General features: G+C 60.2%; 39 protein-coding genes. 11 read left to right on the top strand and 28 right to left on the bottom strand.

The genetic code is table 11. From position 1 onward, the window contains the following. Positions 1-129: 129 nt before the first annotated feature. The 26 genes from DACI_RS09755 to DACI_RS09630 form a co-directional block, all read right to left on the bottom strand. On the bottom strand, positions 130-1,674 hold the full coding sequence (locus tag DACI_RS09755; protein ID WP_012203878.1) for a hypothetical protein: 1,545 nt from the start codon (positions 1,672-1,674) through the stop codon (positions 130-132). Positions 1,675-1,715: 41 nt separating this feature from the next. Continuing rightward, on the bottom strand, positions 1,716-2,087 hold the full coding sequence (locus tag DACI_RS30730; RefSeq protein WP_012203877.1) for a hypothetical protein: 372 nt from the start codon (positions 2,085-2,087) through the stop codon (positions 1,716-1,718). 862 nt (positions 2,088-2,949) lie between these two features. Beyond that, positions 2,950-4,014 carry a hypothetical protein gene (locus DACI_RS09745; protein WP_012203876.1) on the bottom strand — a complete coding sequence of 355 codons (1,065 nt, stop codon included), beginning with the start codon at positions 4,012-4,014 and terminating at the stop codon, positions 2,950-2,952. A gap of 1 nt (position 4,015) precedes the next feature. Further along, a complete protein-coding gene (locus DACI_RS09740; RefSeq protein WP_012203875.1) occupies positions 4,016-4,633 on the bottom strand; it encodes a phage adaptor protein in 618 nt (205 codons plus the stop codon). Beyond that, positions 4,630-4,941, bottom strand: coding sequence for a hypothetical protein (locus DACI_RS09735; RefSeq protein WP_012203874.1), 312 nt, complete (start codon positions 4,939-4,941; stop codon positions 4,630-4,632). The genes DACI_RS09740 and DACI_RS09735 overlap by 4 nt, the downstream gene beginning before the upstream one ends. Next, positions 4,941-5,255 carry a hypothetical protein gene (locus DACI_RS09730; protein ID WP_012203873.1) on the bottom strand — a complete coding sequence of 105 codons (315 nt, stop codon included), beginning with the start codon at positions 5,253-5,255 and terminating at the stop codon, positions 4,941-4,943. Before DACI_RS09730 ends, DACI_RS09735 begins: the two co-directional genes overlap by 1 nt. A 60-nt stretch (positions 5,256-5,315) precedes the next feature. After that, on the bottom strand, positions 5,316-5,747 hold the full coding sequence (locus tag DACI_RS09725) for a hypothetical protein (RefSeq protein WP_012203872.1): 432 nt from the start codon (positions 5,745-5,747) through the stop codon (positions 5,316-5,318). A 39-nt stretch (positions 5,748-5,786) separates the two neighbouring features. Beyond that, positions 5,787-6,707, bottom strand: coding sequence for a DUF5309 domain-containing protein (locus DACI_RS09720; RefSeq protein WP_012203871.1), 921 nt, complete (start codon positions 6,705-6,707; stop codon positions 5,787-5,789). Positions 6,708-6,741: 34 nt separating this feature from the next. Further along, positions 6,742-7,677 (bottom strand): hypothetical protein, encoded by a 936-nt coding sequence (locus DACI_RS09715; RefSeq protein WP_012203870.1) that lies wholly within the window; start codon positions 7,675-7,677, stop codon positions 6,742-6,744. 187 nt (positions 7,678-7,864) lie between these two features. Continuing rightward, positions 7,865-8,185, bottom strand: a complete 321-nt coding sequence (locus tag DACI_RS09710) for a hypothetical protein (RefSeq protein ID WP_043781090.1) — start codon at positions 8,183-8,185, stop codon at positions 7,865-7,867. Further along, positions 8,163-10,442, bottom strand: a complete 2,280-nt coding sequence (locus tag DACI_RS09705) for a portal protein (protein ID WP_157059638.1) — start codon at positions 10,440-10,442, stop codon at positions 8,163-8,165. Before DACI_RS09705 ends, DACI_RS09710 begins: the two co-directional genes overlap by 23 nt. Positions 10,443-10,483: 41 nt before the next feature. Then, entirely contained in the window at positions 10,484-11,785 is a 1,302-nt protein-coding gene (locus tag DACI_RS09700; RefSeq protein ID WP_012203867.1) for a PBSX family phage terminase large subunit, read from the bottom strand. Next, positions 11,782-12,255: a terminase small subunit-like protein gene (locus DACI_RS09695; RefSeq protein ID WP_012203866.1), complete on the bottom strand. Its 474-nt coding sequence runs from the start codon at positions 12,253-12,255 to the stop codon at positions 11,782-11,784. Before DACI_RS09695 ends, DACI_RS09700 begins: the two co-directional genes overlap by 4 nt. A 3-nt stretch (positions 12,256-12,258) precedes the next feature. Next, positions 12,259-12,492, bottom strand: coding sequence for a hypothetical protein (locus DACI_RS09690; protein WP_043781089.1), 234 nt, complete (start codon positions 12,490-12,492; stop codon positions 12,259-12,261). A gap of 573 nt (positions 12,493-13,065) precedes the next feature. Beyond that, positions 13,066-13,452, bottom strand: coding sequence for a sigma-70 RNA polymerase sigma factor region 4 domain-containing protein (locus tag DACI_RS09685; protein ID WP_012203865.1), 387 nt, complete (start codon positions 13,450-13,452; stop codon positions 13,066-13,068). 13 nt (positions 13,453-13,465) lie between these two features. Further along, positions 13,466-14,041, bottom strand: a complete 576-nt coding sequence (locus tag DACI_RS09680) for a recombination protein NinG (protein ID WP_012203864.1) — start codon at positions 14,039-14,041, stop codon at positions 13,466-13,468. Continuing rightward, complete coding sequence (locus tag DACI_RS09675; protein ID WP_012203863.1) at positions 14,038-14,370, bottom strand: hypothetical protein; 333 nt, start codon at positions 14,368-14,370, stop codon at positions 14,038-14,040. Before DACI_RS09675 ends, DACI_RS09680 begins: the two co-directional genes overlap by 4 nt. Further along, on the bottom strand, positions 14,367-14,705 hold the full coding sequence (locus tag DACI_RS09670; RefSeq protein ID WP_012203862.1) for a hypothetical protein: 339 nt from the start codon (positions 14,703-14,705) through the stop codon (positions 14,367-14,369). The genes DACI_RS09675 and DACI_RS09670 overlap by 4 nt, the downstream gene beginning before the upstream one ends. Further along, positions 14,698-14,895: a hypothetical protein gene (locus DACI_RS31115; RefSeq protein ID WP_012203861.1), complete on the bottom strand. Its 198-nt coding sequence runs from the start codon at positions 14,893-14,895 to the stop codon at positions 14,698-14,700. The genes DACI_RS09670 and DACI_RS31115 overlap by 8 nt, the downstream gene beginning before the upstream one ends. Beyond that, positions 14,892-15,140 (bottom strand): hypothetical protein, encoded by a 249-nt coding sequence (locus DACI_RS09665; RefSeq protein ID WP_012203860.1) that lies wholly within the window; start codon positions 15,138-15,140, stop codon positions 14,892-14,894. Before DACI_RS09665 ends, DACI_RS31115 begins: the two co-directional genes overlap by 4 nt. After that, positions 15,137-15,634, bottom strand: coding sequence for a hypothetical protein (locus DACI_RS09660; RefSeq protein WP_012203859.1), 498 nt, complete (start codon positions 15,632-15,634; stop codon positions 15,137-15,139). The genes DACI_RS09665 and DACI_RS09660 overlap by 4 nt, the downstream gene beginning before the upstream one ends. A 172-nt stretch (positions 15,635-15,806) precedes the next feature. Beyond that, on the bottom strand, positions 15,807-16,778 hold the full coding sequence (locus DACI_RS09650) for a DnaB-like helicase C-terminal domain-containing protein (RefSeq protein ID WP_012203858.1): 972 nt from the start codon (positions 16,776-16,778) through the stop codon (positions 15,807-15,809). Further along, entirely contained in the window at positions 16,756-17,130 is a 375-nt protein-coding gene (locus tag DACI_RS09645) for a hypothetical protein (RefSeq protein WP_012203857.1), read from the bottom strand. Before DACI_RS09645 ends, DACI_RS09650 begins: the two co-directional genes overlap by 23 nt. Then, on the bottom strand, positions 17,127-17,903 hold the full coding sequence (locus tag DACI_RS30725) for a hypothetical protein (RefSeq protein ID WP_012203856.1): 777 nt from the start codon (positions 17,901-17,903) through the stop codon (positions 17,127-17,129). Before DACI_RS30725 ends, DACI_RS09645 begins: the two co-directional genes overlap by 4 nt. A gap of 244 nt (positions 17,904-18,147) precedes the next feature. Beyond that, complete coding sequence (locus tag DACI_RS09635) at positions 18,148-18,375, bottom strand: hypothetical protein (protein ID WP_012203855.1); 228 nt, start codon at positions 18,373-18,375, stop codon at positions 18,148-18,150. Between the two features lie 27 nt (positions 18,376-18,402). Beyond that, positions 18,403-18,618 carry a helix-turn-helix domain-containing protein gene (locus DACI_RS09630; protein ID WP_043781084.1) on the bottom strand — a complete coding sequence of 72 codons (216 nt, stop codon included), beginning with the start codon at positions 18,616-18,618 and terminating at the stop codon, positions 18,403-18,405. Between the two features lie 70 nt (positions 18,619-18,688). Here DACI_RS09630 and DACI_RS31110 point away from each other — a divergent pair, with 70 nt between their 5' ends. Both DACI_RS31110 and DACI_RS09620 read left to right on the top strand, forming a co-directional pair. After that, positions 18,689-19,336: a LexA family protein gene (locus DACI_RS31110; protein ID WP_012203854.1), complete on the top strand. Its 648-nt coding sequence runs from the start codon at positions 18,689-18,691 to the stop codon at positions 19,334-19,336. A gap of 11 nt (positions 19,337-19,347) precedes the next feature. Further along, on the top strand, positions 19,348-20,037 hold the full coding sequence (locus tag DACI_RS09620) for a hypothetical protein (protein ID WP_043781082.1): 690 nt from the start codon (positions 19,348-19,350) through the stop codon (positions 20,035-20,037). Positions 20,038-20,052: 15 nt separating this feature from the next. On the opposite strand, the gene DACI_RS09615 is transcribed toward DACI_RS09620, so the two are convergent. After that, positions 20,053-20,250 carry a hypothetical protein gene (locus tag DACI_RS09615; RefSeq protein WP_043781081.1) on the bottom strand — a complete coding sequence of 66 codons (198 nt, stop codon included), beginning with the start codon at positions 20,248-20,250 and terminating at the stop codon, positions 20,053-20,055. 10 nt (positions 20,251-20,260) lie between these two features. On the opposite strand from DACI_RS09615, the gene DACI_RS09610 reads away from it, so the two are divergent. Then, a complete protein-coding gene (locus tag DACI_RS09610; protein ID WP_012203852.1) occupies positions 20,261-20,458 on the top strand; it encodes a YegP family protein in 198 nt (65 codons plus the stop codon). Here DACI_RS09610 and DACI_RS31920 read toward each other — a convergent pair whose 3' ends face one another. Next, positions 20,459-20,617 carry a hypothetical protein gene (locus DACI_RS31920; protein ID WP_157059637.1) on the bottom strand — a complete coding sequence of 53 codons (159 nt, stop codon included), beginning with the start codon at positions 20,615-20,617 and terminating at the stop codon, positions 20,459-20,461. It lies immediately after the preceding gene. Positions 20,618-21,453: 836 nt separating this feature from the next. Here DACI_RS31920 and DACI_RS09605 point away from each other — a divergent pair. The 8 genes from DACI_RS09605 to DACI_RS09575 all read left to right on the top strand — a co-directional run bounded on the left by DACI_RS09605 (position 21,454) and on the right by DACI_RS09575 (position 24,183). Further along, positions 21,454-21,795 (top strand): hypothetical protein, encoded by a 342-nt coding sequence (locus DACI_RS09605; RefSeq protein WP_012203851.1) that lies wholly within the window; start codon positions 21,454-21,456, stop codon positions 21,793-21,795. Positions 21,796-21,877: 82 nt separating this feature from the next. After that, entirely contained in the window at positions 21,878-22,123 is a 246-nt protein-coding gene (locus tag DACI_RS09600) for a DUF7446 family protein (RefSeq protein ID WP_012203850.1), read from the top strand. Positions 22,124-22,168: 45 nt separating this feature from the next. Further along, the gene (locus tag DACI_RS09595; protein ID WP_012203849.1) at positions 22,169-22,480 is read left to right on the top strand and encodes a hypothetical protein; all 312 of its coding nucleotides are present in this window, start codon (positions 22,169-22,171) and stop codon (positions 22,478-22,480) included. Positions 22,481-22,924: 444 nt separating this feature from the next. Then, positions 22,925-23,173: a hypothetical protein gene (locus DACI_RS31915; RefSeq protein ID WP_012203848.1), complete on the top strand. Its 249-nt coding sequence runs from the start codon at positions 22,925-22,927 to the stop codon at positions 23,171-23,173. Further along, positions 23,170-23,466: a hypothetical protein gene (locus DACI_RS09590; protein WP_012203847.1), complete on the top strand. Its 297-nt coding sequence runs from the start codon at positions 23,170-23,172 to the stop codon at positions 23,464-23,466. Before DACI_RS31915 ends, DACI_RS09590 begins: the two co-directional genes overlap by 4 nt. Next, positions 23,456-23,650 carry a hypothetical protein gene (locus tag DACI_RS09585; protein WP_043781078.1) on the top strand — a complete coding sequence of 65 codons (195 nt, stop codon included), beginning with the start codon at positions 23,456-23,458 and terminating at the stop codon, positions 23,648-23,650. The genes DACI_RS09590 and DACI_RS09585 overlap by 11 nt, the downstream gene beginning before the upstream one ends. Positions 23,651-23,659: 9 nt before the next feature. Then, positions 23,660-23,896, top strand: coding sequence for a hypothetical protein (locus DACI_RS09580; protein WP_012203846.1), 237 nt, complete (start codon positions 23,660-23,662; stop codon positions 23,894-23,896). Then, positions 23,884-24,183: a hypothetical protein gene (locus tag DACI_RS09575; protein ID WP_012203845.1), complete on the top strand. Its 300-nt coding sequence runs from the start codon at positions 23,884-23,886 to the stop codon at positions 24,181-24,183. Before DACI_RS09580 ends, DACI_RS09575 begins: the two co-directional genes overlap by 13 nt. Position 24,184: the final 1 nt, after the last annotated feature.

The following is a 24,184-nucleotide window of genomic DNA, read 5'->3' as shown; positions in this document are numbered from 1 at the left end:
CTTTGTGCAGCGGCTGCAGATAGACAAAAGGCGCAGCTGCTTGCCACGCCGTCTGGATGTTCAGCAGTTCTTGATGCAGGAACTCTGGCAGTGCGCCAGGGTCTGGCGGGACGTTTCTTGGCACGTACATCAGTACCTCCCTTGCACGACGAAATCAGCATCGAAGCTCTGGAAGCGCCACGGCTGGTTGTCCAGTGATGTGACGCGGATGGCCAGGTATCGGCCCGTAGCGAACGAATCGACTTGACCGTATGGATTGGCTCCGATGGTGTGAACTACAGCAGGAGACCACTGCACCGGCATCTCGGGGCTCATCTGCGCGCCAAGCTCGATCTGCAGCTGCACACCCTGCGGCCCTGTCGCGCGGAATCGCAGGTTGCGGATCAGCTTGACCATCTCCGTTGTGTCAAGCGCCAGTCCTGTACGTTCTGCGACGCTTGTGTAGCGCGTACCGTTGATCGTCCCAGTGATGTCCACTGCATTGATCATTGGCTGCGTCGAAGCAATCAACAGCCGTTCTTGAGCAGGGGAAAGCTCATCCTCGCTCCAGGCCTGGACAGCATCGTCCCAGGCGTAGTTCTGAGAATCCCATGTGCTAGTGGTCACGGTGTCCAGCTGTCCAACTGCGCCATAGGTCACATTGCGGAGCTGCCGGATGGTCCATGTGTTCTCATCCCAGTTCCAGACCGCTGCCAGAGTGCAGGAATCGGCGCCGAGCTCAGGGAAGCACACCCACACTTCCTTGTAGGGAGGATTCGTGGTCAGAAATGCCCGGTTGCGGTTCGTGCTGTCGATGTTCATGAACAGCCACTTGCGCAGCGTTCCGTTGATGATCGAGCGAGGCCCCTGGCCAGCATGGAGGATCACATCCCCATGGGTCAGCACCACATGTCCTAAAGGCGTCTGAGCAATACAACCTCTTGCCATCGCACCGACCGAACCCGGCAATCGTTGGAAGGAAAACACGTCCAGGCCGCCTGTGGCTCGCATGGCATACATGCTGTTTTCTTTGTAGATGATGTTCACATCACCCAAAGGCAATTGGTCGATCAGCAAAGACGGCTCTTCCGCAAGTTCCAACTCGCCAGCCAGTTTCGTCTTGTCCGTCTCATCCCAGCTTTGAGGCACCGTTCCAGGGTCTGCCGTGTGCGACCACTTGACCATCTGCGCATAGCGCTTCGGTGTCGCTCCCTTGGTCACATCAAGTGCGACGAGCACATTCTTGAACGGCCTCACTGAAGCTGCCTTCATGTTCGCCGGCCAATTTGGAAGCACGGTCAGTACCCCGGTGCCACCCCAATACCACGGCGTCTGCACACCGTTGTTCACGACGAGCACGCCATTCAGCACGCCGCCTGTGTAACGGTCGTCTATGGCGCCTGACGGCGCAGGGGTCGGGGTGATGTCGGTCCTTGTCGTGCCGTCATCAGCAGAGATCTTCGCGAGCCCAGCGTGAATCCAATAGCGCTTGCCCCCCTGGTAGTACGGCTGCAACCAATATGGCGTAACTGTAGGAGTAGCGAACACCTGCTGTTCACCCTTCATGCGCTCAATCCCGCCATTGCGAAAGCGCATGTTCATCGCGTCAGACCAGGCATTGATGGGCAACTCCTGGGAAGCAACGTCCTTGACTACACCTATCTTTCCTAGGTCCAAGAAGGTCTTGCTGGGCATAAAAGAAACCCGCCGAAGCGGGTTGGTGTGATGGTTTCGGGTCAGAGGGCCACAGCTCGCGCGAAGGCCTCATCAAGTGATTCCGGCGTGCCGCCGAGTTGAGCCCATAAGGCCGAGAGGAACGGGTTGTGCCGCTCCCAGGTGTCCGCCTCGTACTCGATCTGAGCCGCACGCTTGTCGGCGCCATCGGGCATTGCGGCAATGGCAGCCTCGGCGGCCTCAAGCAGGCCCAGCATGAGCAGCGCAAGCCGGCCCTGGCGGCGAGTGCATGAGATGTGCGTCACTGCGAGCATGGGCTCATACTGCTCAGCAGCCACGCGCCAGGCCCCAGGGTGCAGCTGCTCCGCAACTTCAGGCGTAGCGATGATCGTGTTTGCGGCTGTGCCGTCTGCGTTGAGTATTTCGATTCGCATAATCACGCCACGGGCTCATATTGCAGGTAAACATAAGCAGCGCCCCCCACCCCAGCAAGTGAGGCAGAGGTGCCAGATCCTCCACCGCCGCCAATAATTGCATCTGTATATGCATTATTACTTGCGGTATTCGTTGAACCGCCGCCACCAAAGAATCCAGGCTGGATGCTGCCCAATATGCCGCCCTGTCCAGGGCCTTTCGATCCACTCGCAGAAACAAGCCCCCAGTTAGCAAGAGCTAGATATGGAGTAACAGGGGAGCCAACATCGTTCCCAACAGAACCACCGCCCATGCCAACGCTATTATTTGTAGCGTTCGGCGATCGCCCAAGACCAGATTGAAGAATATCGCTAGCAGCACCTCCGCTTACAGACTGGCCACCAGAAGCTACGGTTGCACTACCCGCCCTCAGACCTGGCACCCAAAAATCACAGCCGGTGACTGTTGCAGCAGGGGCGGGAGCGTTAGCAGTCCCGACGTTGTTATAGTAAGTGCCACCCTCACCGCCTTGGGCTGTGATGATCGTCGTTCCATTAAGTGTCGCTGTCGTCGTGCCCCCCTGCAGGCCGTTGCTGCCGCCAGTTGCCGGCCGAGCACCACCCGCGCCAATTGACAACGCGAGCACATCGTTCGCCGCAACCCGAAAGACTTTTACGCCCCACGGACCCGAATTGCCCCCGGTTGCGCACGTACTTGTCGCTCCAGCAGTTGCAGCGCCACTGCCTCCCGCCGACTGCACAGCAACACGCACAAACCCCGATTTTGGGAAAGTAATTGATTTCGCCGCAAAGACTTGCATTGCCCAGCCGCGGGAGATGGACGACCCGCCGCCACCACCGAAGAAATCAGAAAACTCGCTGCTCATACAAATCCCCCGGTAGCGGAGTTCCAGCGAACATACCCGCGAACGTTGTTACCACTGAGCGTCATCACGCCAGGCTGGCGCCCAAAAAGGTTCCTGGTTCCCCAATCAATGGTGTTGATGCTTGCCGTGTCGACATGTACGAATCCAAGCGGATCCTTGTCTGTAAATGATGCTGGCAACGTGAACGCCTGACCAGTGCAGTTCAGGATGTTCAATTTTCCGACCTGAAGCACTCCGCCGGCCGTGTGCACAACAGTCCCGAGTTGCGCCCAGTCCCAACTTGCCGCAGATCCGTCTGTCGTGACGAACTTCCCAGCATTCCCGGTTTGCCCGGGAAGCGATGAAGAGAGCGCCGTTGCAGCAACAAATGCAGTCGTTGCCACGTTCTGGGTGGAATCGCCCGTGGTCCTGGTTGGCGCGAGGACGCTGCCTGAGCGGAAATCGTGAGCTCCAGACCATATCTGGCCATTGATGGCGCCCTTGGAATCGATCTGGACCTGTACATCACTCGTGACAGTGGCCAGATAGCCCTGCTTCGTTGGAGTCAGTGGGCCGACAGTTGTGGTTGATGGGAAGGAGTGGGTTCCCGACCATGTTTGACCGTTGATGGCACCCTTGCCGTCGATCTGGGTCTGAATGCCAGATGTGACACCAGCGACGCGGTTCAACTCAGTTGTGGATGCTGTGATGGGGCCTGTGTAGTTTGGCAGCCTGGTCGCCCACTCGTTCTGCACGAATGCCGTGGAAGCGGCTCCGACTGTGCTGGTGCCCTGAGCCAGGGTCGGCACCGTGATGGAGCCGCTGAAGACATGGGGTCCAGTCCACGTCTGCCCCGTGATTGCACCCTTGCTGTCTATCTGCGGCTGAATTGCCGATGTGACGCCAGTCACATAGCTGAGCTGTACATGGGATGCGGAGACCGCGCCGGCCACGTTCGGGAAAGATGCCTGAAGCGTGGATTTGGTGGTCCGAATGTGCCCAGCACCTTCCCGCACAATGTCCGATTGCAGCGGCCACGACGGATTGAGCTGGTTGATGTAGGTCGCGGTTTCGACAGTCATATCAATTCACCGTCCTGACTCTCAACGCTGTACCGCTATGCACTGCAGCATCGTCTACGCTCTGCAAAGTGCCGATCTCTTGTGTTGCTTTTGAGGCCCATAGCACGGCACGCTCATCGTTGACAAGAAACAATTCCGCTTCGGCCAGCGCGGAAAACAGATAGATGCTGGGATGGTTCTGCAGCAGCCAATTCGTTGTGTTCACATCTGACAGCGGGACGAACCGTGCGTAGTACGTGACGTCAATGTTGTAGACACCATCCGGCACCGGGCCGAGCAGCAACTGGTTGCCCAGCAACGTGTAGACGCCTGGCATGGCCGTGTAGTTGGCCGGGTACTTGGTGTCCAGGTGCTCGATGGGCACGAACGTCAACTGACGCGGCTCACCACCATCAAGGGTGATGTTCTCGGCCTCAAGGTAGTTATCAGGCAGATCCACGCCTTGCACGCCACCAGTGGTGACAAGCGTCACCTTGGTGATCTGCTTACGCAGGCGCAGATCGCGCGCAATCCTGCCTTCCGCCAATGAGATGAAGTCAGGAATGTTTGCCGTCAAGTCAGAGCGCTTGAGCCATCTCGCGATGGATGCCTGCAGGCCGGCATAGGTTGTAAGGCTCATATGCGCCCCTTCCAGACACGAAACGAGCTCAACGCAGGATCACTGAGCATGCGGCGCTTGAGCTCTGCCGAGCGGCCCAGGTCCTCGTATCGCACGCCGTTGTCGTTGCACCATTTCTCGATCACAACCACGGGAATCGAGGCAGCCAGGCGCATGTCCTTGGAGCCGTGCATGCCCTCGTTGTGCAGTGCCTTGCTCCGCTCCAGGATGGACTCGCAGTCCTGCATCGTGCCGGTCGTCAACGAACCATCGCCATTCAGCTGGACCAGCGTCTTGACACCGTTTCCTTGGTCGATGACGGTCCGCATCAGGCCTGCTCCAGCGGAGTGACATTGACCTGGCCAGCTGCCGTGCCCTGGATGTACGCGATGTGCGTGATTCCATTGGGCACGTGCAGGATCACTGAATCCGCGGGCTGCACCAGGATGTCATTTGCCGTGGCAACGACAGTCGAGATGCCCAGCTTCACGTAGCACTCATTGCGCGCGGCCACACGCACATAGCGGGGTCGATTGCCGTCCGACGCCACAGGGATAGCCGTCGCGGCCGAGGATGCGCCCGTAGCAGCGCTGAAACCCGGCATCGTGATCGTGACGAAACCGGCGCAGTAGATTTGCGACATGAGGATCTCCGACGCTTCTCAGCGGTGAGAGAAAAAGGAAAGGGGCCGGAGCCCCTGTGATCAGTTGGACGGCGCCAAAGTCACGGTGATGTTGCCGACTGCCGATGTGGGCGTGCCAGTCAGGTCGAAGAACAGGCTGTCGCCCGCTGCAATGACCAGATCGGTCGCCGTCGTGGACAGCGTGAGCGTCTGCACCGCATTGGCCGTGCCGACCAGGTTGAAAGTGCCTGTGTGCAGTGCAGTGCCGGACGTGCCAGCAGTGCCAGACGAGACCTTGCGCATCACCGCAGTGCATGCGCCGCCAGTGCCGGCCACATCGACGCGGCCACGAATGCCCTTTACGATGTACGCCCGGTCAGCAGTGAAGAACGACGTGTCGGCGATGGTCGCCGTATAGGCCAGCGGGGCGATCTCGAAACCACCATCGCCGCCAGTTGCATCCCCCACCAGGCCTACGGAGCCATCGGGGTTCTGTTTGAGGTTCACACCCATGTTCTCTCCTTGATGGCAGGGCCGAAGCCCCGCCGTTGATTACAGGATGTCGTACACCGCGCCGTGCGCCTTGGGAGCGCGGCATTCCAGCGTGTACTCAACGATGATCTGTTGAGCATCGCTGTCGCCGGTCTTGGCGATGTCGGTGGTCTGGAAGGGGCGCAGGTAGGCCACGGCCAGCTTGTCCGACTGCAGCAGGAACACGTCGCGCGTGGCCATGAAGCGGTTCGGAACGGCCTGGATCGTGCCGAAGTCGGACACGTAGTAGTCCACCGATGCGTACAGCTTGGAGTCCTCCGACTTGTCCATGCGCGTCGCGTTGCCGGTGAACGTCGAGAACGTCTGCTTGGCAGCGGGAGGCATCATGATCGTGTCTGGCTCGCCGCCAGCCGTGTAGCACTTCTGCAGCACGTCCTTCACCTGCGACTCCACGAACGCACGCTGCGTGCCGGGGGTGTAGCCGGTGTTGGCCACGTAGTCGGCCAGCGTGCCGCCGTTGCGGTTCACGTTGTCCACCACCCAGCCACGCAGGCCGCGCGACTTGCGGGGAGAGGTCGCCGCCACATCGCTTTGCGTCAGGTCCAGCTCCATGTCACGCTTGATTTCCAGCGAGGCCAGGGACAACTGGTAGGCCAGTTCATCCTTGCGACCCGCAGGATTCATCGCGCGCTGGGTGCCGGACACGCGCACGGTCTTCGTGCTGATCTGCGTGCGGTTGTTCAAGCGCACAGTGGGCGTCACGGTCTTGGCAGCGGCGTCGTCACCTTCCACGGCGGCATTGGACGCGGCGGCTGCCAGGTCCTGAGTCTGCCACTCATGCAGGGTATTGGTCGCCTTGGCCTTGGACGCCATGTTCAGCGTGGGCGTCTGGGTCGGGCTGATGCGATAGATCACATCGGTCAGGTCTTCACGGTTGCCGATGGCAGCCGTGGTCAGGAAGGTTCCGCTGGGTGCGGCCATGGTGAGTCCTTTCAGCGTCTCTCGACGTTAGAAATCAAAGAAATTGGGCGAATACCTGAGCAGCGTCTTCAACACGCCCGGTCTTCGAAAGCTTCTGGAATGCCGCAGTGCGACGGTCCAGGTTGGGATTGGCGCCAGAGCCAGGCTGCTCCACCTTGGTAGGCAGGTTGGCAACCTTCTTCGTAGCCGCATCCGTTTTCGAGATCATCTGGTCGTAGAGCATCGCCTTGCGGGCAATGACGACGGCGCGCGAGTCGTTCACGCTGTTCACCGCGTCAGTGTCGTAACCCTGGCCAAGCAGGTAGTCACGGATCGCCGCGCTTTCGGCCTTTGCTCTGGCTTCGTCCTTCCATTCGGGCAGCTTGTCAACGAGCTGTTGGTGCTGCTCCGAGAGATGGCGCTGATAGCCCTGTCGCTGGTCGGCCTGGATCGCTTGGGCGACGCGCTGTTGCTCCGCATACACCTGCTGCAGTTGAGCTTGCCTCTGATCCATGAGGTGCTTCTGCCGCAAGGCCTCCTGCGGGTTTTCAGCGATCAGTCGGTCCCAATCGATCTGACTTTGAGACTGCAGTGCAGCCTCCGCTTGAACCCGCAGGTTGTGCAGGTTCTGAGCGTACTGTTGGCGCTCGTATTGAGCACGCTGGGTCTCTGCTTCAGCGGCCTTGCGCTGCTCAGAGACCTCCATGGTCTTCTTGGTGTAGTCCTGCTGCCGCTGGTAGCCGTTCTTGAGCTCGGACAGCGGGACTTCCACCTCTTTGCCGTCGATCTTGACCGTGACCATCTGGTCCTGCGGCTCCGTCGAGGCATTGGGCTCGCCTTGAGGCTGCTCCTGCTGCTCGGCAGGCTGGTTTTGCTCGCTGGCAGGCTGCTCGCGCTCCTGTTCAGGCTCCGCATCGAGCACCTGGCTGAAGGCCTGGGCGGCGGAATCGAGGTTCAACGGCTGGTTGGATTCCGTGGTCGGATTGTCCATCTACATCTCCTGGGGGCGCATCACTGCGATACCCAAACACACAACAAACAATGCCGGTTGCGCTTCGGCTAGATCGATTCAGGGCCGACGTTGACCTTGATCGGCCAGTCAGCGTGGATCACGGGGTCGACGGGCGCCGGGTGGGACACGGTGTTGAAGCTGCGGCCACTGTTCGCGGCTTTTTCCTTCACTCGGTCAACGAATCCCAGCCATCCTTCACGCGTTGGCGCAGGCTCCGGTTGTGGTTCAGGTCGAGCTCCGCTATCTGCCCGTCCTTCATCGTTGACTCCAGGTGCGTCCGCACCTTCTTCAGCAGCTGTAGGTACGCCCACAGCTTTTCGCGGCCTTCCGCGTCGCGGGCTGGTGACTTCTTCCATTCTTCGATTACCTCCGACTCGATGGCGACGAATGCGCCAGAGAATGCTTCGTTCTCCAGCACCTCACGTGCCCGGTTTGCGTCATAGATGCGCTGTTGCAAGCGCTCGTCAGGAACCTGTTCCAACGTCATCCCCCAGGGCAGCGTCGGCTGCGTTGTCCATCTCTTGCGTGGCCGGCGCCTTCGCCTGCATCTGCGCGGCGATCAGCTTGGCCTCGTTGTTCATGTGCGCCACCTGCAATGCAGTCTCCTGCTCCAGGCGCGCCTTCAACTCAGCCAGTTGCATTTGCGCCTGGACTTTGAACTGCTCCAGCTCACGCTCCATGCTCATCTTCAGCTGCTGCTGCTGCGCCTCAGCTTCCTGACGGTTGCGGTCGACCTCAGCCTGCATTGCCATCCGCTCGCGCTCCAGTTGGAGCTCGGCGGCCTTGGACTGCTGGTCCGTCTGCGCTTTCAGTTGGGCCTTCATCGTCTCAACCTGGGCCTGGATCTGTGCAGGATCTGGTTGCGGAGGCTTCGGAGGCTGCGTGGACGGGTCAACAAAGAACTTGTCAGGGCTCTTGAACCCGACAGCCTTGGTCAGCTGCGCCTGCGTCTCGTAGACGTTCTTGGGCGTTGCGGTGCCGATTTGCAGGCCCAGCGTTTGCTGCTGGCCAATCATCATCAGCTGCTGCACAAGCTGGTCTTTTGATCCTGTGCCCAGGCCCACGTTGATAGTGGCATTGAACCCACGACGCCACTCACGCGGGCTCACCGGCACCCACTTGCCGCGCAGCTTGACCATGTCCTCAGTCTGCTGGTACTGCGAGCACAGCTTGAGCATCAGGCGGAACAGCTCGCGGAAGCCATCAGCGTAGTTCCTGGCGATCAGGTCGAGGCGCATGTCGGCGCGGTTGACGATCTGATTCACGCCTGTGGCAGTCTGGTTCAGAGAATCACCGTCCGAGCCCTGGTTGTAGCGGGTCCAGCCGGTGGAGTCCTCTTGGAACCCCTTCATGTACTCCATCATTTGGAGATTCAGACCAGAGTTGCCAGCGCCCTGGTCAAGTCTGCCGGCCATCCCCGCTGACTTCATGCGGACCACGCCACCAGGACGCGATGTCAGCAGGTCGTCCAGGTTCACCTGGCCTTCAACCGCGAAATACCGCCCGTTGACCTCCAGATTGTTGTTATCCAGCTGGTTGCGCAGCAGGATCGTGTTGATGCGCTGGCCTTCCAGGGCGAGATCCGCAACGGACAGGCCAAAGAACTTGTGAGGCATCGGCACCGGAGTGATGCTCACGAAAGGAGCCACATCGCAAACCTCGTTCTCGAGGATCTGGTTGCCAGCACGAACCACCTTGCGCAGCTCTGCAATGCCGTCGCCGTCATAGTCGCAGCGCAGATAGCACTCAGTTACCCAGATCTGCCTCTGGGACGTGTCCATCGACTGGACGTTGTCCATCTGCAGGTAGGCCATCTCGTCATCCCACGACAGGCGCTCGATCCGCTCCATGTTCAGGCTTGCGGCCTGGTCGTCGCTGGTGATGTCGTCCACGTTCTTGTAGCCCATGGACTTGAGCTCAGAGATGGTCCGTGCGACACGGTGGCCAACAAACGACGCATCCTCGATGGACTTGGCCTTGCGGGAAATCAGGAACTCTTCAGGCGGCACGTTCTCGACACGCACCCGGCCACCCTTCTTCACGCGCTTGCAGACCACATCCCAGAGCATCTTCGGCGGCGTGGCCTGGATCTGCTGCATCTGGCCCTGGATCTGCGGGATCGCCTGGGCGGCCTGCTGATTGCCCTGCTGGGCAGCATCCAGCGCCTGATCCAGTTGCTCTTGCAGCTTCTCCAGCGCCTTCATGCGCTGCTCTGCGTCTTCTTCGTCTGGGTAGGACTTCTGCTCTGTGACCTCGACCTCTTCATCGTCCATCAGCTGGGCGAGTTCGACATCGTGCAGGCCCTCATACTCTTCGCGGGTCTCGTCCCAGCGCGTGTCCCACCATACCTTCACGATGCCATTCTTCGACAGCAACGCGTCCTTCATCCAGTTGTAGACGACGCGCTCGCCGTGGTTGCGCACGAACAGCAGATAGTTGAGGTAGTCCGTGGCCTGCTCGGCCATTTCCTCATCACCCTGTTTCGTGGGCTCGAACTCCACCACGGTATCGCCGCCGCAGAACTTCACCATCAGCTGCGGCAGCATCGATTCAATTGTGTTGCGCACATCTGGCGACACCACAGACGAGCGGCCGTCCACTTCGGGTGGCGAAAGGTCCAGCTTCGCCTCGCCCAGGTAATAGACCATGGCCTTCATGCGCTGGTTTGCCAGCTTGCCGGACCAATAGCCGACGGCCAGACGCATCTCACTGTCTGTCAGTGCGCGCAGCTCGTCTTCTGTCATTCGTTTTGCCATAGTTCAGGGGCGCTTCTCAGCGTTGCCTTTCATGCGTGGCTCAGTCTTGGATAGTTCAGGGGCTTGGACTCGCGCGGCTCTTCATAAGCCACGCACATCAGCCCGAATGCATCAGCACCGTGGCTCGACCAGTCGTGTTCTGGACCTAGGCCGATGCCGCGCTGCTCGTCTCGCTTTTCGTGATACCAGCCCAGCGCCTCAAGGCCTGGCTGGGTTGTGGCCTCGTTGAACCACATCGACCCGAACAGACGCCTGCCGGCCTCAATACGAGCCTTTGCAGCGCCCTTGCCCTGGTTCGGCACGACCGTGACCGTGTAGCCAGCCTGGCGTAGCGCGGACTCATAGGACACGTCGTGCACCTTGTCTTGTGTGGCGCCATCGTGTGGCAGCCAGATCTGGGCCTTGTCGTAGCCCTTCTCACGCATCCAGTTCAGATGCGATGACAGCGGCTGGCCGACCTGCTCGTAGTAGTCGAGCACTCGAATCTCTTTGCCGACGAACTGCGCAATCCACATCGCGAAGGCATCAGCCCTGGCGCCTGTGCCGCCGATGTCCACAAAGGCCCTCAGCGTCATCAGCGGGTCGGCCGGCACGCGGCCAATCCTGTTGTCCTGGCGCGCTTTGACGATGTGCGATGCGAAGTACGCGCCCTCGATCACCGTGGCGTAATCGCCTTCCCATATGTGCGCGTACTGCTCTGGGCGTTCAGCCAGGTCGCGCAGGCGCACACGCTCGAGCAGCGCGGGGAACTTCGGGTTGTCCTTCCAGTTGCAGCGCACGTACTTCATGCGCGGATCGCTCGACCCTTTGAACCGCTTCTCGACCGGCGCGCTCTTGCGCTTCGGGTTCCATGTCACCCAGAGTTCAGCGTTCCAATCAGTGCCCTCTTCTCGCAGGGTTGGGATCAGCGTCGTCCAAGCCTCGTCGGTCACTGGCTCGGCCTCATCAACCCAGCACAGCAGTAGGCGGCCCTTGGACTTGATCGACGCGATGTTGCGGTCCAAGCCAGCAAACGCGAACGTGATCCGCCCATCGCGGCTCTTGATGTACTTGTCGCCAACGTCGTAGTAGGCAGCAAGCCATGGCTCATCCTCAATGGCCCGCTTGCACTCTTCCAGGCTGGAGTCTTCCAGCGAGTTCATGAACTGTCGGGCGCACAGCAAGATGCCAGTGACACCCGCCTTGCCGTACTGGTAGCCCTTGACCGCAGCCATCTTGGCGAAACTGCGCGTCTTGCCAGACCCACGACCGCCATCACACGCGCGCACGTCTGCCTCCCCCGAGAACAGCTCAATCAGCTTCTCGGGGATGGCAATCTGCGCGGTGGTCATTTCAGGGGGACTAGCTCTATTCTCGTAACGGTCTCGACTGGGCCGCCACCGGCACCGACGACCTCCTGGGTCACCTTGTCGCCGTATTTCTTCGGGGCCATCTTGCTGGCCACCCACTTGCGGGCATCCACACGCAGCTTGTTGCGAGCGACCGCCGTGGCGTCAAACACGACCTCGGTGTTTCCCTGGCCGTCATCGTCCTTGCTGCCGTGCTTATCGGATCGCACCATCGTGCATTCCTCGTCGGCGATCTCCAGCATCTCTTCGACCAGCTTGTCGGCCTGGGCATCACGCGCGCATGCGTATTGCTCTCGGAAAGCCGCGTTCTCAGGCTTTCCCAGCCACCGCATCACAGTCGCCATGCTCGGCATCTTGGGATCCGTGCAGATCTTGCGGAGGGACTCTCCTGCTGCTATCCGGTCACAGAGCTTTGTTGCGATGTCTTCATTGAATGTGCTGATACGACCCATCCGTCAACCTGTGTATGTCTTTGGCAGGGCCTGCGAATGGGTCATGTCAACACGAAAGTTCACTCCAACCTCACGCTGGTCAAGCCAGGCATCCCGCTGCTTCCGGCATTCATCAGACAGCCGGTTCTGCTCCTTGCAGATCAGCCAGTCCAGGCGGCAGCACTCTTCCCATGCTTTGTCGCGCTGGGCTTTCAGTTGCTCAAGCGGGATGGGCTGCGAGTCCTGTGATCCAAGCATGGTCGTTCCTATGTTGGTCTCAACGCCCGGATGCGAGCCCGGGTTTGCCAGTTGGTTGCTTCCACTACCTTGGTCGGCTTTCAGTCTTTCGACTTGGACGGCTGTTGCGGTTTCCCACTCACCCGGGCCTGATCCAACATGGCTAGCGAGGTCATTAGCAGGTCGCGCCTGCGGTTACGTCGAGGTAAATGTCCTGTGGTTCTTCTTCATCCCGGAGCCACCAGGGTTACTGGGCTTTGCTACACAGGCCGGGATCTGCTGGGGTGCAGGGCTAAGCACTCGAAGGAGGGGCAGTTGAGGGGTTAGTGCCGCCCTGCGGAAATGAAAAAGCCCCGACTGCGTGAGCAATCGAGGCTTTGGTGTTGATCCTCGTCTTTCCGAGGTGTCAGGAAGTCTATCCCGGTCAAGGGATTCGCCACTCATCCGCATCACTTCCTTCGCGGACTCCCAGTCGACTAGCTGGAGACCTTTCCTTCAGTCGACAGTTGCGGCGGACTCATTTTGTTAGCCCGCGCCAAACCCGGCGCAAACCGGGTTCGTCCTATGCTGCTGCTAACGATTAGGCGAACGTTATCACACGTTTTTCGGTTTCGCAAGTGGCTTGGATCGGTTCTTCAGCATCGTCCTGCCGTCATGCACCAGAGCATCGAGCGCCTCCAGCGTCACCCCCATCTGCTTCGCCGCAGTCTTTGGGTTGCTGGCGTAGACATACCACCAGCGGATGGCTTGGCGGTTCTTCTGTGGTAGGTCCGCTATCAGCTTCTCCACCTCATGTGCATCCAGGGTGTTGCAGGTGCTGGAAGGCTGTGGCTCCCGCTCTTTGAAGTAGCGCCACATGGGGTGGGTCATCCATGCGAACCTGCCAACCCGGGTCCACTTGGCCCAGTTCTGCAGCCTCAGGTGGATCTCTTCGTGCTCGGCCTTGATGATGTTGTAGTCAACGTAGGCTTTCATCAGCATGTGGGCTCCTTTTTCAGTTGCAGCGTTTTTCGATGCGGCGCAGGCGCTTGCCCATCACTCGCTTGAATTTCTTGAGGTACTCGACGTCGTGCTTGACGAGCTGGTTCTGGGTGTAGAGCCAGTCCACCTTCTCATCGCCGATGCGGGCGCGGATGCGCGGCAGGTACTCGGCCAGGTTGCCGCTCAGGTGGTTGTTGCAGATGGAGCAGCCCTTGTGGATGTTCCAGAGGTTGAACCGGACTGCTGACGCGGCGCCCACGGAACGCAGGTGCGATGCGTGCCACTGGCCATCCCATTCGGGGCCGCGGTCACATGAGCAGCAGCCCAAGTGCTTGTCGCGCAGACGGACGATCTTGTTGATGATGTCCTGGCACTCGGACAGCCACTTGGCGCGCGGCTTGGTGGCCTCCTTGCGCCGACGTGTCTCTGCCTTCTCTACCCTGGCTGCAGCTCTCGCCTGCTTCTGTCGCTTGCGCTCTGCCTTGGCGCCCTCGGCTTCGGCGTAACCGGCAATGCAATGTGGGTGGATGCGCTGGCCGGGGTCCAGCTTGGCGCGACAGTGGGCGCAGCGTGTGCGACGGAAGGTCATTGGCCTCCCTTCAGTGCCGCAATCTCGGCCTCAAGCTGCTGAATGCGCTCGTGCAGCTTCTTGTGCGCCTGGTATGCATGCCAGGATGAGCCTGCGCTGACGCTCTTGTGGATCGCGGCCACATCCTCTGGTGTCAGGCGAGTCAGAGGCATGGCCGGGATCAACTCGAACGTGCCGCGCTCCCAATCCATCCCGTATCCAGCCACCTGAAGGGGGACAGAAGAACGCGGCCCAACCTTCCCCGGGTTGTGAACGACGATCCGAACTTCATCATCCAAGTTGCGGGTCGATGCGCGAAGAATGATCTCTGCCAGTTGGTCGGCTTTCATCGAACCACCCTCCCCTCTGCGCGGCTACTTGCCTCCTGGCTGCGCCAAATCTCCACCTGCAGCTCTGCCGCCTTCATCTTCCAGCGGAAGAGTTCTTCGGCCTCCACGGCAGCTTCCAGGCCATTCAGCAGCTCGATGTACTCCGGGTGGGCGTATGCAGAGGCCTCGCGGTCCGCCACGGTCTTCCCTTCGGACTGCTGCATCAGGATGGCCTTCTTGCTCTTGCGGAACTCCTCCAGCTGCACGCGCTTTGCTTTCGCAGCGGCGTAGCGGGGCGCGGTCTGGAGCATGTAGTCCACGGCCACCTGGGGATCGATGGGGGTGCGGTCAGTCAATGAGGTCCTCCTGATTCAACACGCGGTCATAGACCACGACAGCGCGCGCCCGGGCAGCGTTGGCATAGCGCCGGACGCGCCCCAGGGTCGAGTCACGCCGATAGAGCCATGACAGCCAGTGGCATTCGCTCGCGTAGAGGGCCGAGACCACCCAGAACTGGATGACCATGTGTGCGGGGGTCGTGCTCATGCCTGAGCCCCCTTCCCCGCCCGCACCATGTCGGCCAGCTCGTCATGGCCCGTGATGGCGTCGATTTCGGCCATGGCGCGGCGCAGGTAGATCGCCTGGTCCAGGGCCTCTTCGTATGCGTGCTTGAGCCACTGGCGCAGTTCCAGCGGGTTCTGGGCTACGGTAGTGCCGTACTTGTGCAGGCCAAACTGCTGCCTGCGCGCGATGTCTTCGCAGACCTGGGCCTCGATTCCTGTGGGGGTCATGCTTGCTCCTTCGCGGCGCGAGTGAAGTGGTCCACGATCTCGCTCTCGGAGAGTCCGTTGGGCAGCGTGAAGGTCTCGCTGGCCAGCGCCTTTTCCATGCGCTCCCGGTCTATCCCAACGCATCCGTTTGCATCCGATTCCGTCCGTTCGCATCCGTTTGCTGGTGGCTGAGCCGCAGCACAGCGCAGGATTGCCAGGCGCATTCGGTCCGCGCGCTGGGATTCGTCGGGGACGTCTTCCATGAACTGTTCCGCGCGTCCCAGATGGTTGGACACGCTCGCACAAACCCAAGGACGCTTTTCGTCAGCTGGACTGTGCTCAACACTGATGCGACAGACGGCCTGCAACTCTTGAGAGCAGTGACCCTGGCCACGCGGGTCCCAAGCGACAAGATTGCCTATGAAGTTCAGGCACCAGATCTTCCCGTCCTCGTAGTCGCCGCTGATGCCCACATGCTTTGCCGCTGCTTCGAGCATTTCGCGTTCGGTACTCATGCCAACCTCCACAGCAGCGAAGCGATCCAAACGAGCAAAACCGGGATCAGCGCAACCACTACAACAAAGCCATGTGCAATCGTGTCCCACGCGCTCCGCTGGGGCCAAAACAGAACTACCAACCATGCGACGGTGATGCAGGCTGGGATATGCCACCAAGAAACAGTGATGCTCATGCGACCTCCGGTGTGTAGAGGACAAGGGGTTCCTCCCCATGGGATGCGACGAATTGCTGGCTGTCGCGCTCGAACCAGAGGCCGATGGAGCCCTCCCACTCGCCGTTCCGTTGCTTGTCGCAGATGAGCAGGCAGTCGGGCTCTTTCACGTCGGCTTCCTCGGTCAGCAGGCCCTCATCGCGCTTGCGCTCCTTGGGCTTGTTGCGCCACACGGCGATCACGTTGTCCACCTGGTCGGTAATGGCGCCCGAGCCCTTCATGTCGTACTTGTTGGGCTTGTGGTCCTCGCTGGCAGGCTTCTTGATGTGGTGGATCAGATGGATGTGGATGCCGTGGTCGCGGGCAATGGCAGTGAGCTCGTCAACAAAGAGCTTCTGGCCGTTGTAGTCGTCCTCGCCCTGCACGCACTTCATCAGGCTGTCCACGACGAAGTGAGTGACCTTGAGCTCAACCGCGGCGTAGCGGACCACGGCGCAGACCTGGGCGGTAGTCACGGTGCCCTGCTGGTCGTACAGCCACAGCTTGTTGTCGGTCCAGTCGCGGAATTGCTCGTATGTGTCGATCAGGATGCGTTGGCCGTCGTCGTTGCCTGCATAGGCCGGATGCGCGGGGTTCGTGCCGGACCACTGCCGGCCCATGCGCTCCAGCGTCTTGATGGGCTTCATCTCAAAGCTGGCGATTGCCACGCGCTCGCCTTGACCGCACAGCGACAGCGCTACTTGCCCGGTCACCAGGGACTTGCCATTGCCGTTCGCGCCACCCCACAGCGTCACCTCACCCGGGCGGAACTGCACCAGCTGGGCCGTCTTGCGCCACGGCATGAACGCCTGCTTTGCGCGGATCGGGTTGCGAATCCGGTCGATCAACTCCTGCACCCAGGACGATGCCGGGAGCACCTTTTGCTGCGCGTCGGTCTCGTGCTCGTATGCAGCGAAATCGATGTCGTCAGGCATGAATACGTTTGCCATTGCCGCCTTGCTCCTTCGTGTAAAACCAGATTTCGTCGGGCATGGCGCAGCACAGAATGGCTGGCTCAACTGCCCGGATTGCTTTGAACAAACGCTGTGCCCGCTCTTGGCCTCGGTTGGCTTCCAGCACCACGCCCAGTTGACGGCAGAACCGCACGTCCAGGCGTTCAGGGCTGTCTTCCTGGCCGACGACCACATGGGGCGTGAACAGGCCGTTTGCCGAGCTCGGAATGCGGTGCCATTGCTGGGCAAGCTCGATTGCGAACTCGCTGTCACCGTCGATGACGTGGACCACGTCGTAGGGCAGCACGCCATCGCGGCGCATCTTCAGCAGGGGGGTATGGCCGATCACACGAAGTTCCTCGGGGCGGTGTCTGCCCGTCCATTGACCTGGGTGTGCTGGTAGCCCTGGCCCTGGCGCTGGTTCCGCACCCAGTTGCGCCACGTCGCGTGCCAGTCCGCTTTGCGTCCGTCCTTCCCCGGCTTGGCAATCCAGAAATCGCGGAACGAATCTCCAACCTTCGCCATGTCCAGATCCGGGCGTTCCTTCTCTGCCCAGGTTTTCCAGTCATCAGGAAGGGTCCAGTCCGCCGCCAAGGCGGTGCCGCGTGGCGACTTCGCAGAAGGAGCTTCTACATGTTCCTGTTCCTGTTCCTGTTCCTGGCTTGCATGGGCCTTGGAAGGGGCTTCTGAGGGGCTGGTCTTTTTGCTCTGTTTTTCCAGGTGGTAGACATCTGAATACATAGCAAAGAATGCAGCCTGCAAGCTGTGGGAAGCGATGTTCAGCCACTCACGTTCAACACCCTTGCAGCGCTTGTCAGCGGGTGCCAGAGCTTCACCAATTTGATAAGCAGCCATCCGGTGCACAAACACCGTCTCGTTGGCTTCGTCATAGGTGCAATACCCTGCTTTGATGAGGCATTGAAGGGCCTTCGATGCTCCTTCCATGCTCAAACCGGTGTCATGCGCCATGTACAAAACAGGGCAATGAAACACGCCGATCATGTTGGCGTGCGGGCTCGTCACCAGATACAAGGCAAGGACCTGAGCATCAGCATTGCCACGCAGAGCCTTGCCTGTTTCGCCGATCCAGAACCTGGGAGACACCATTCCGTAGTCGCGCATGTCTGCTCCGTGTTATTTGAGTGCTTTAAAAAATCAGCTGGGGTTCCGAGCAGGCGCGCGGCCTGTCAGAACGTCCGTGTAGGCAGCAGATGCGCCACGGCCGATAGCTGCTGCAATGACCTGTTCCAAGGTCCTGCCTGTCCTTGCTGCAATGCGCTTGGCCAGCTTCAGCTGGACATCAGTCAGCTCTGCAACGTGGTTGGGTTGGGGTGGTTTGCGTGACATGTGCAGTGCCTCAAAAGGGCTACGCAAGGCAGGAACCTACGTCTCGCTTGTTGCCGGCACCCTGAGCACACTCCTGGGCATGCAATTCCTTCTCCAGCAACTCCAGCCCGCGCTCAAATGCATCGCGGCTGACCACGGATTTCTCGCCACCTTGGATCTCCACCAGACGAGTCAGGCGCTCGTAGATGTAGTCATCGAGATAGACGGGGACACGGTTGCTGCGGATGCGTTTGGGATCGGCGTACATAGGAGGCTCGGGTTCTTTGTTGTTGGGTTAGCGGGAGGTGGGTTGCTGTTCCTTGCCGTCGGCGTTCAAAACGTCCTTTGGCACAGACACGCCAGACCGAACGCATGCGGCAATCACACGGTCAGCGATACGCGGTGGAAGAGACTCAGGCCACTTGACTACGGCCTGGTAGGAGATGCCGATGGCATCGGCAGTGGCGGTCAGAGTGCCGCCCAGCAGTTCAATGGCTTTTTGCTTGAGCATGCCGAATTGAACCACGGTTCAAGCTCACTTGTCAACCCAGGTTCAAGCACGGACCGGCAAAATTGCAACCATGGTTGATACTTATTGGGAGCGGCTACTTCCTGAGCTAGAGGCTCGCGGCTGGAAGATCCAGCAGCTGGCTGACGCCATGAAGATCAGCTATCAGGCAGTCAGGAAAGTGAAGGAAGGCGGCAGCTTCAGTTCACAGAACAACATCAAGGCGGCGAAGCTGTTCAGGCTGAACCCCGCATGGCTTGCGACAGGCGTTGGACCGAGGGAAATGGACGGCACTGACGAAGATGACGACACCTTAGGCAAGGTGCCGCTGATCTCTTCTGTCCAGGCGGGCAACTGGTCGGAAATTGTGGATAACTTCCAACCAGGGGATGCATCTGAATGGATACCCTGCCCTGCAAAGCACGGTCCACACACATTCGCGCTGACGGTAGAAGGCGAGAGCATGAGCAATCCCGGCGTACATCCTTCATACGAGCCGGGAAACATCATCTTTGTCGATCCAGGCAGATCAGCGCAGCCAGGAGATCGGGTAGTCGTTCGACTCGAAGCCCAGGATCAGGCGACGTTCAAGCAATACCTTGAAGAGGACGGCCGAAAGTTCTTGCGGGCCATCAACCCCGACTGGCGACCAAAGTTCATCGAGATAAACGGGGACGCCACGATCTGCGGCGTTGTCATAGGCAAGTGGGTTCCAGAATAGAGAGGTGCCACATGATCAAGAAAGCAATCTTCGTAGCCGTCACTGTGGCTGCAACCATGACTGCGCATGCAGAGGGGAAAACTTTCCAAGAGGATAGCGCCGAGTTCTCCCGATGCATCTTGGCAGAGCCCCAGGCCAGTGTCATAGGAAAGCTCCAGCGGAACAGATTCGGCGTTGACGCGCGGACCGACGATAGCCCAATAACCAAGCAGCAGAAGAGCGGCCTCAAGGAATCTGCAAAGACTTGGGAGAAATGCATGGCCAACATCGATACCGATGGCTTCATGGTCCTGGCAAGGGTCCAACTTGAGCCCCTGGTTGCCGGCGCCTCTGGTCAGTTCAAAACCTGGAACGAGTTCCACGCAGCCCAGATCAAGGCTCTCAGCGACCTGCAGCAGGCCATGGCAAAAACAGAGGCCCAAGAAGCTCAACAAGCAATAGAGGCTCAGGCCCGGCAGCGGCAACAGGCGGCAGCTGAGTCCCTACTAAAATCTGCTCGCGAGGACTCGGAGCGACAAGCGGAAGCCCAGCGACGAATGGCCGAAGCTCAGGAGCGTATGGCCCGTGACAATGCCATCAACAATGGCCTGATGCTACTCCAGGCAGCCCAGCCCAAGCCGCAACCCATCGCGCCACTGAGGCCGCAGGTCAACTGCACATCGCGCAACGTCATGGGGACGGTGCAGACCAACTGCTGGTGACAGGGTGTATGGGGGCTACCGTCCGTCGTTGTGGATGGAGACCTCTTCGACAGGCCCACCCAGCAGCACAGCAGACTCCCTCAGGCTGCGCACCTTGGCCTCTGCATCTGCGTCATCAACTGCGTGAATAGTGAGTGCCCAGCGGGCTCCGTTGTGATGGAACTCCACTGCATAGGGCGTCTGGGCTTTCCAGTTTTCAATGTGTGTTTTCATAGGAGGACTCATGAAGTTTGAAATCTATCCATCCAAGATGGCCGGCCTTCTCTCCAGCCCTACCGAGTGGCGTTGGCGCCTCAGGGCCTCCAATGGGGAGATCATTGCCAGCGGCGAGAGCTACGTTCACAAAGCGGACTGCATGCACGCGATCAACCTTGTGAAGACCACATCCAGCGCAACACCTGTTGTTGAGTTGCCAGGCTGATCACTGCAGGCCAGCATCAATGCACCGCGTGGCCTCGTAGACCGCAGCAGCCTGCGTGCGCCACTTCACATCAGTCAGCGGTATGGCTAGGCCATGTGCCATCACGTAGACCATGTAGCCGTCATCCTCTAGTCGCTCGATGCTGAGCATGTAGTTCATCACAACCTCCTAGCCCGCCCCATGCGGGCTTTTTTGCGTCTGTTCGATGGTTGACAGTGTACGAGAACTTGAACTTTTTTTGAACCTACGTTGACTTTCAATTTGAACCGTGGTTCAATACACCCATCGCAGCAACAAACGCCCCAGGGCGGCTGCGGAGGGTGTCACGGGATCGGCCGGGCGCTGACTGGTCTTTAACAACAGAGGGCTACAGAGAGATGCGGACGCACCAAAGGTAACGGGGGTGCACCACAGTCGAAACGCGAGGGTTGATGACCTCGGGAGGGCAATCAGTCCATGCCCAAGACGGCGCGAAAGCGCGGGAGCATGGCTTGCGAGGCACGTCAGACAGTGTCATAGCCGGGAATTGCCGTCCGGCCCGCATCTCTCTGTAGCCCTCAAGGAAGGATGAACAGGCCGCAAGGCCCTGCCCCTGTGATCTGTCGGCAGAAGCGAAAGCGAAAAGACAGCGAGCGCACGAACCAACACCTGCGACCTAGGCCCCAGCTGGGGTAGATCAAAAAAGCACTCGCGAGCCGGCGCGGACATCCGGCGAAACACCAGCAGCCCCGCGCTGCGAAGGAGAGCACATGCGACACACCTGAGCCGGCAGACCCGGCCACCACCTGGCCGCGCAGTCTCGCGGACATGCGAAAGGCGAGTTACCGGGCATGGAACCATCAGGCACCGGGTACTTGGGAGTGGCGACCCCTCAACGCAATCAGTGAAGCCACAGCGTGAGACCGGGAAACCGGCGCGGCCCAGAGCGACATCTGGGCAAAACAAAGCGCATTCGCCGAGTGCGCTTCGTTTTTTCAACCACCACGGAGTGACTCATGAGCACACAGACACGCGAGACCTTGAAGGCTGAAATCAACGCCGCCCAGAAGGCCCTGGAGGCTGCGAAGCAGGCCTACGACGAGTTCGACCAGGCAGCCGAGAACAACGTCTTCCCATCTTTGGAAGATGCCGAGGCTCTGGAGGAGGTCCTGGCGAACCGCGCGTTCGATGACTGCCAAGGCGCCTACAACTGTGGAAATGATGTCTATGAGCAGGAGTTCATGGTTGGCGATGTGGTCTACGTTGCCACACTGAAGTGCGAATACAACCGCCACGACAAGACCTACTACTACCTGGATGGCCAGGAGTTCAGCATCGCCCCGAAGGCGTCCGCCTGACCGCCCGCCCCTGGCGCACAGGGGCAGAACCAAAGGCGCCATGACCCGTTGCGGCGCCTTTGGTTTTTCAACAGGAGAAGACATGGCGAAAGCAAAGACTGAATTCCGCGTGATGCTGTCGCCCCTCACGGGCACCGTATACGCCGGCCGCGTAACCGACCTTGGTAGCGGCAACTACAAATCTGCAACCCTGCGCCATGACGTGACCCAGGACTTCCATCGACTGACCATCGAATACGCGCAGTCCAAGGGCGGCGCATACGAGATCGTCGGCGGCGGCGAGACCTACGACGTGACCGTAACGAAGCGCGCGCCAGCCGCAGCCTGACCCCCTCCCCCGGCTCGTAGCCGGGGCACACCAAGGAGATGAGAGATGAACCTCGCTGAGTACATGGAAGCACACCGGGAAGAAGTCTTCCCAGGAGTGCTTGGCCCGTTCCCGCGCATCAATTGCAAGGATGGATTCTCCATTTCGATCCAGGCTGGCCGTGGCCTGTATTGCACACCTCGCGACAACCAAGGGCCGTGGCGTGAAATGGAGGCAGGCTTCCCGAGCGATCGTCCATCGGATGCGTTGATGGAGTTCGCCGAGGAATCAGAGAAGCCAACCAGAACCGTCTACGGATACGTCCCGGTCGAAGTTCTGCAGGCAGAGCTTGATTTGCACGGCGGCATCGACGCCTGATCCCCCGCCCTGGCAAGCCTAGGGCCCATCACATCTGCCCATGAGTCCCTCGGGATAGAACGGCCGTTCTGTCGTGGGTAGATGTGATGGTGACGCGCAGTTGCGATGCGCTACGAGTGCCAGTTACTGGACTGGTTCGACAAGCTATGACTCTATGGTGCGCGGAATAGCGGGCTCGATGGCAAATCCTCCGAGCAATAGGCTCCCGCTGCAAACGTAAGGACACCAAGCCAGACAAGCAACCGGCCACCATCAACTTTTCCAGCCGCGCGCTTCCCACCGCCCAGCAAGTCGGATGCTGGGATTGAAGCGCGAACACGGCTCTCTTTTCAGCCGCGCGCGTCGGATTGATCGCAAGCGACGTGGCGCGCACCACGCGGCTCTTTACACAGGCTCTGCAATGCAGGGCCTTTTTTCATGGCCTGCGGGCCGCAAGGAGGCTTCATGCCAACAGATCAAGAGAAGGTTCAGGTAGCAAACCAGAAGCGCGACCTGTTGCAAGGTCAACTGCGCGACCGCATGCGCAAGAGCATTGCCGAACAGGGTGCGTGGGGCGTGCGCCAAACGACGATGTGGGCCAAGAAGCACCGCCTCGCGCAGCTCTGCATCGGCCGCGAAAACGCGACGCTCAAGACGATCAAGAAGCGCATCAAGGAACTGGATGACGTGGCCAATTGGGAGGTGCCGCAATGAACGAACGTATCCCATGCCTCGCCAGCCGAGACGCCGATGCTCTGGCCGCGCGCGAAAGCGAGTACGACGCCGAGGACGCTGCTCTTGATGCCTACACCCGGGAGCACTACGGCCCTCCGTTCGCACCGGAGTTCGTGGAAGAGGCGCTGCACAAGGCTCCGTTCTCCACGGCAAAGAAGATCGCAGCCGCTGGCCACTACATGGCCATCTGCAGCGCCATTGACGACTGGCTGCGCGACTTCGCAACACAGTGCGCCCGCCGCGACATGCAGGAGGCACGCAATGCTGCCTGACGCCGCAACCGTCGCCAAACACCCTGCCCTGGCCGAGTTCCGGCTGATGGAGCTGGAGGAACGCTGCGCAACTCTCGAAGCCGCGCTGCAGCGCCAATTCTCCGAGCCGATGCCGCCCGAGCTGGTGCGCGCCGCGCTCGCAACCCAACCCCAGGCGCTGGAGTTCAGCGCTGATGCCATTTGAGGACACACCATGGCCGACAAATGCAAGAAGGATCGCTGCGGCGAAGTGGAGTTCTGCGAAGCGGCGAAGACTGCCTGGGCCGAAGGCTTCATCGAACACCAGACGCTGAAGAACCGCACCACTGGCAAGCGTCGCGAGCGCATGGCTCTGATGAAAGGGAAGTTCAGCATGGAGCTGCCCTTCTGCCCGTTTTGCCGCGCCAACGTGAACACCGCACCGAAGGAGCCACAGCAATGCAACGAGTGACCCCGGCAGAGCCCTTCAACCCAGACCCCGATGCCCGCTACCTGCGCGAGTGCTCGCGGCCTGGGCCTGTCTACGAGCCAGAAGCCGATGGCGTGCCAGGCGGCTGGCTGCTGATGGTGGTGGTCGTCCTGGTCCTGCTGGCCCTCACCGGCTGCGCTGATGCCGGCGCACAGGAGCCCCAGCCCACGCCACAGGAGCAGCGCGTCGCGCGCGCCGCAGCCCGGGCCTGCGAGGGCCTCACCCCTGTTTTTGAAAACGGCAGCTTGGTCTGCCTCAAGGAGAGATGAG

It is taken from the genome of Delftia acidovorans SPH-1 (genome assembly GCF_000018665.1).
Classification (GTDB): Bacteria; Pseudomonadota; Gammaproteobacteria; order Burkholderiales; family Burkholderiaceae_C; genus Comamonas; species Comamonas acidovorans.
This window is presented reverse-complemented; position numbering and strand designations above follow the sequence as displayed.

Bases quoted from the DNA above. Each gene is read 5' to 3' on its own strand.
- DACI_RS09755 (WP_012203878.1), bottom strand. From the start codon at position 1,674: ATGCCCAGCAAGACCTTCTTGGACCTAGGAAAGATAGGTGTAGTCAAG.
- DACI_RS30730 (WP_012203877.1), bottom strand. From the start codon at position 2,087: ATGCGAATCGAAATACTCAACGCAGACGGCACAGCCGCAAACACGATC.
- DACI_RS09745 (WP_012203876.1), bottom strand. From the start codon at position 4,014: ATGACTGTCGAAACCGCGACCTACATCAACCAGCTCAATCCGTCGTGG.
- DACI_RS09740 (WP_012203875.1), bottom strand. From the start codon at position 4,633: ATGAGCCTTACAACCTATGCCGGCCTGCAGGCATCCATCGCGAGATGG.
- DACI_RS09735 (WP_012203874.1), bottom strand. From the start codon at position 4,941: ATGCGGACCGTCATCGACCAAGGAAACGGTGTCAAGACGCTGGTCCAG.
- DACI_RS09730 (WP_012203873.1), bottom strand. From the start codon at position 5,255: ATGTCGCAAATCTACTGCGCCGGTTTCGTCACGATCACGATGCCGGGT.
- DACI_RS09725 (WP_012203872.1), bottom strand. From the start codon at position 5,747: ATGGGTGTGAACCTCAAACAGAACCCCGATGGCTCCGTAGGCCTGGTG.
- DACI_RS09720 (WP_012203871.1), bottom strand. From the start codon at position 6,707: ATGGCCGCACCCAGCGGAACCTTCCTGACCACGGCTGCCATCGGCAAC.
- DACI_RS09715 (WP_012203870.1), bottom strand. From the start codon at position 7,677: ATGGACAATCCGACCACGGAATCCAACCAGCCGTTGAACCTCGATTCC.
- DACI_RS09710 (WP_043781090.1), bottom strand. From the start codon at position 8,185: ATGACGTTGGAACAGGTTCCTGACGAGCGCTTGCAACAGCGCATCTAT.
- DACI_RS09705 (WP_157059638.1), bottom strand. From the start codon at position 10,442: ATGACAGAAGACGAGCTGCGCGCACTGACAGACAGTGAGATGCGTCTG.
- DACI_RS09700 (WP_012203867.1), bottom strand. From the start codon at position 11,785: ATGACCACCGCGCAGATTGCCATCCCCGAGAAGCTGATTGAGCTGTTC.
- DACI_RS09695 (WP_012203866.1), bottom strand. From the start codon at position 12,255: ATGGGTCGTATCAGCACATTCAATGAAGACATCGCAACAAAGCTCTGT.
- DACI_RS09690 (WP_043781089.1), bottom strand. From the start codon at position 12,492: ATGCTTGGATCACAGGACTCGCAGCCCATCCCGCTTGAGCAACTGAAA.
- DACI_RS09685 (WP_012203865.1), bottom strand. From the start codon at position 13,452: ATGCTGATGAAAGCCTACGTTGACTACAACATCATCAAGGCCGAGCAC.
- DACI_RS09680 (WP_012203864.1), bottom strand. From the start codon at position 14,041: ATGACCTTCCGTCGCACACGCTGCGCCCACTGTCGCGCCAAGCTGGAC.
- DACI_RS09675 (WP_012203863.1), bottom strand. From the start codon at position 14,370: ATGAAAGCCGACCAACTGGCAGAGATCATTCTTCGCGCATCGACCCGC.
- DACI_RS31115 (WP_012203861.1), bottom strand. From the start codon at position 14,895: ATGAGCACGACCCCCGCACACATGGTCATCCAGTTCTGGGTGGTCTCG.
- DACI_RS09665 (WP_012203860.1), bottom strand. From the start codon at position 15,140: ATGACCCCCACAGGAATCGAGGCCCAGGTCTGCGAAGACATCGCGCGC.
- DACI_RS09660 (WP_012203859.1), bottom strand. From the start codon at position 15,634: ATGAGTACCGAACGCGAAATGCTCGAAGCAGCGGCAAAGCATGTGGGC.
- DACI_RS09650 (WP_012203858.1), bottom strand. From the start codon at position 16,778: ATGGCAAACGTATTCATGCCTGACGACATCGATTTCGCTGCATACGAG.
- DACI_RS30725 (WP_012203856.1), bottom strand. From the start codon at position 17,903: ATGCGCGACTACGGAATGGTGTCTCCCAGGTTCTGGATCGGCGAAACA.
- DACI_RS09635 (WP_012203855.1), bottom strand. From the start codon at position 18,375: ATGTACGCCGATCCCAAACGCATCCGCAGCAACCGTGTCCCCGTCTAT.
- DACI_RS09630 (WP_043781084.1), bottom strand. From the start codon at position 18,618: ATGCTCAAGCAAAAAGCCATTGAACTGCTGGGCGGCACTCTGACCGCC.
- DACI_RS31110 (WP_012203854.1), top strand. From the start codon at position 18,689: ATGGTTGATACTTATTGGGAGCGGCTACTTCCTGAGCTAGAGGCTCGC.
- DACI_RS09620 (WP_043781082.1), top strand. From the start codon at position 19,348: ATGATCAAGAAAGCAATCTTCGTAGCCGTCACTGTGGCTGCAACCATG.
- DACI_RS09615 (WP_043781081.1), bottom strand. From the start codon at position 20,250: ATGAAAACACACATTGAAAACTGGAAAGCCCAGACGCCCTATGCAGTG.
- DACI_RS09610 (WP_012203852.1), top strand. From the start codon at position 20,261: ATGAAGTTTGAAATCTATCCATCCAAGATGGCCGGCCTTCTCTCCAGC.
- DACI_RS31920 (WP_157059637.1), bottom strand. From the start codon at position 20,617: ATGAACTACATGCTCAGCATCGAGCGACTAGAGGATGACGGCTACATG.
- DACI_RS09605 (WP_012203851.1), top strand. From the start codon at position 21,454: ATGAGCACACAGACACGCGAGACCTTGAAGGCTGAAATCAACGCCGCC.
- DACI_RS09600 (WP_012203850.1), top strand. From the start codon at position 21,878: ATGGCGAAAGCAAAGACTGAATTCCGCGTGATGCTGTCGCCCCTCACG.
- DACI_RS09595 (WP_012203849.1), top strand. From the start codon at position 22,169: ATGAACCTCGCTGAGTACATGGAAGCACACCGGGAAGAAGTCTTCCCA.
- DACI_RS31915 (WP_012203848.1), top strand. From the start codon at position 22,925: ATGCCAACAGATCAAGAGAAGGTTCAGGTAGCAAACCAGAAGCGCGAC.
- DACI_RS09590 (WP_012203847.1), top strand. From the start codon at position 23,170: ATGAACGAACGTATCCCATGCCTCGCCAGCCGAGACGCCGATGCTCTG.
- DACI_RS09585 (WP_043781078.1), top strand. From the start codon at position 23,456: ATGCTGCCTGACGCCGCAACCGTCGCCAAACACCCTGCCCTGGCCGAG.
- DACI_RS09580 (WP_012203846.1), top strand. From the start codon at position 23,660: ATGGCCGACAAATGCAAGAAGGATCGCTGCGGCGAAGTGGAGTTCTGC.
- DACI_RS09575 (WP_012203845.1), top strand. From the start codon at position 23,884: ATGCAACGAGTGACCCCGGCAGAGCCCTTCAACCCAGACCCCGATGCC.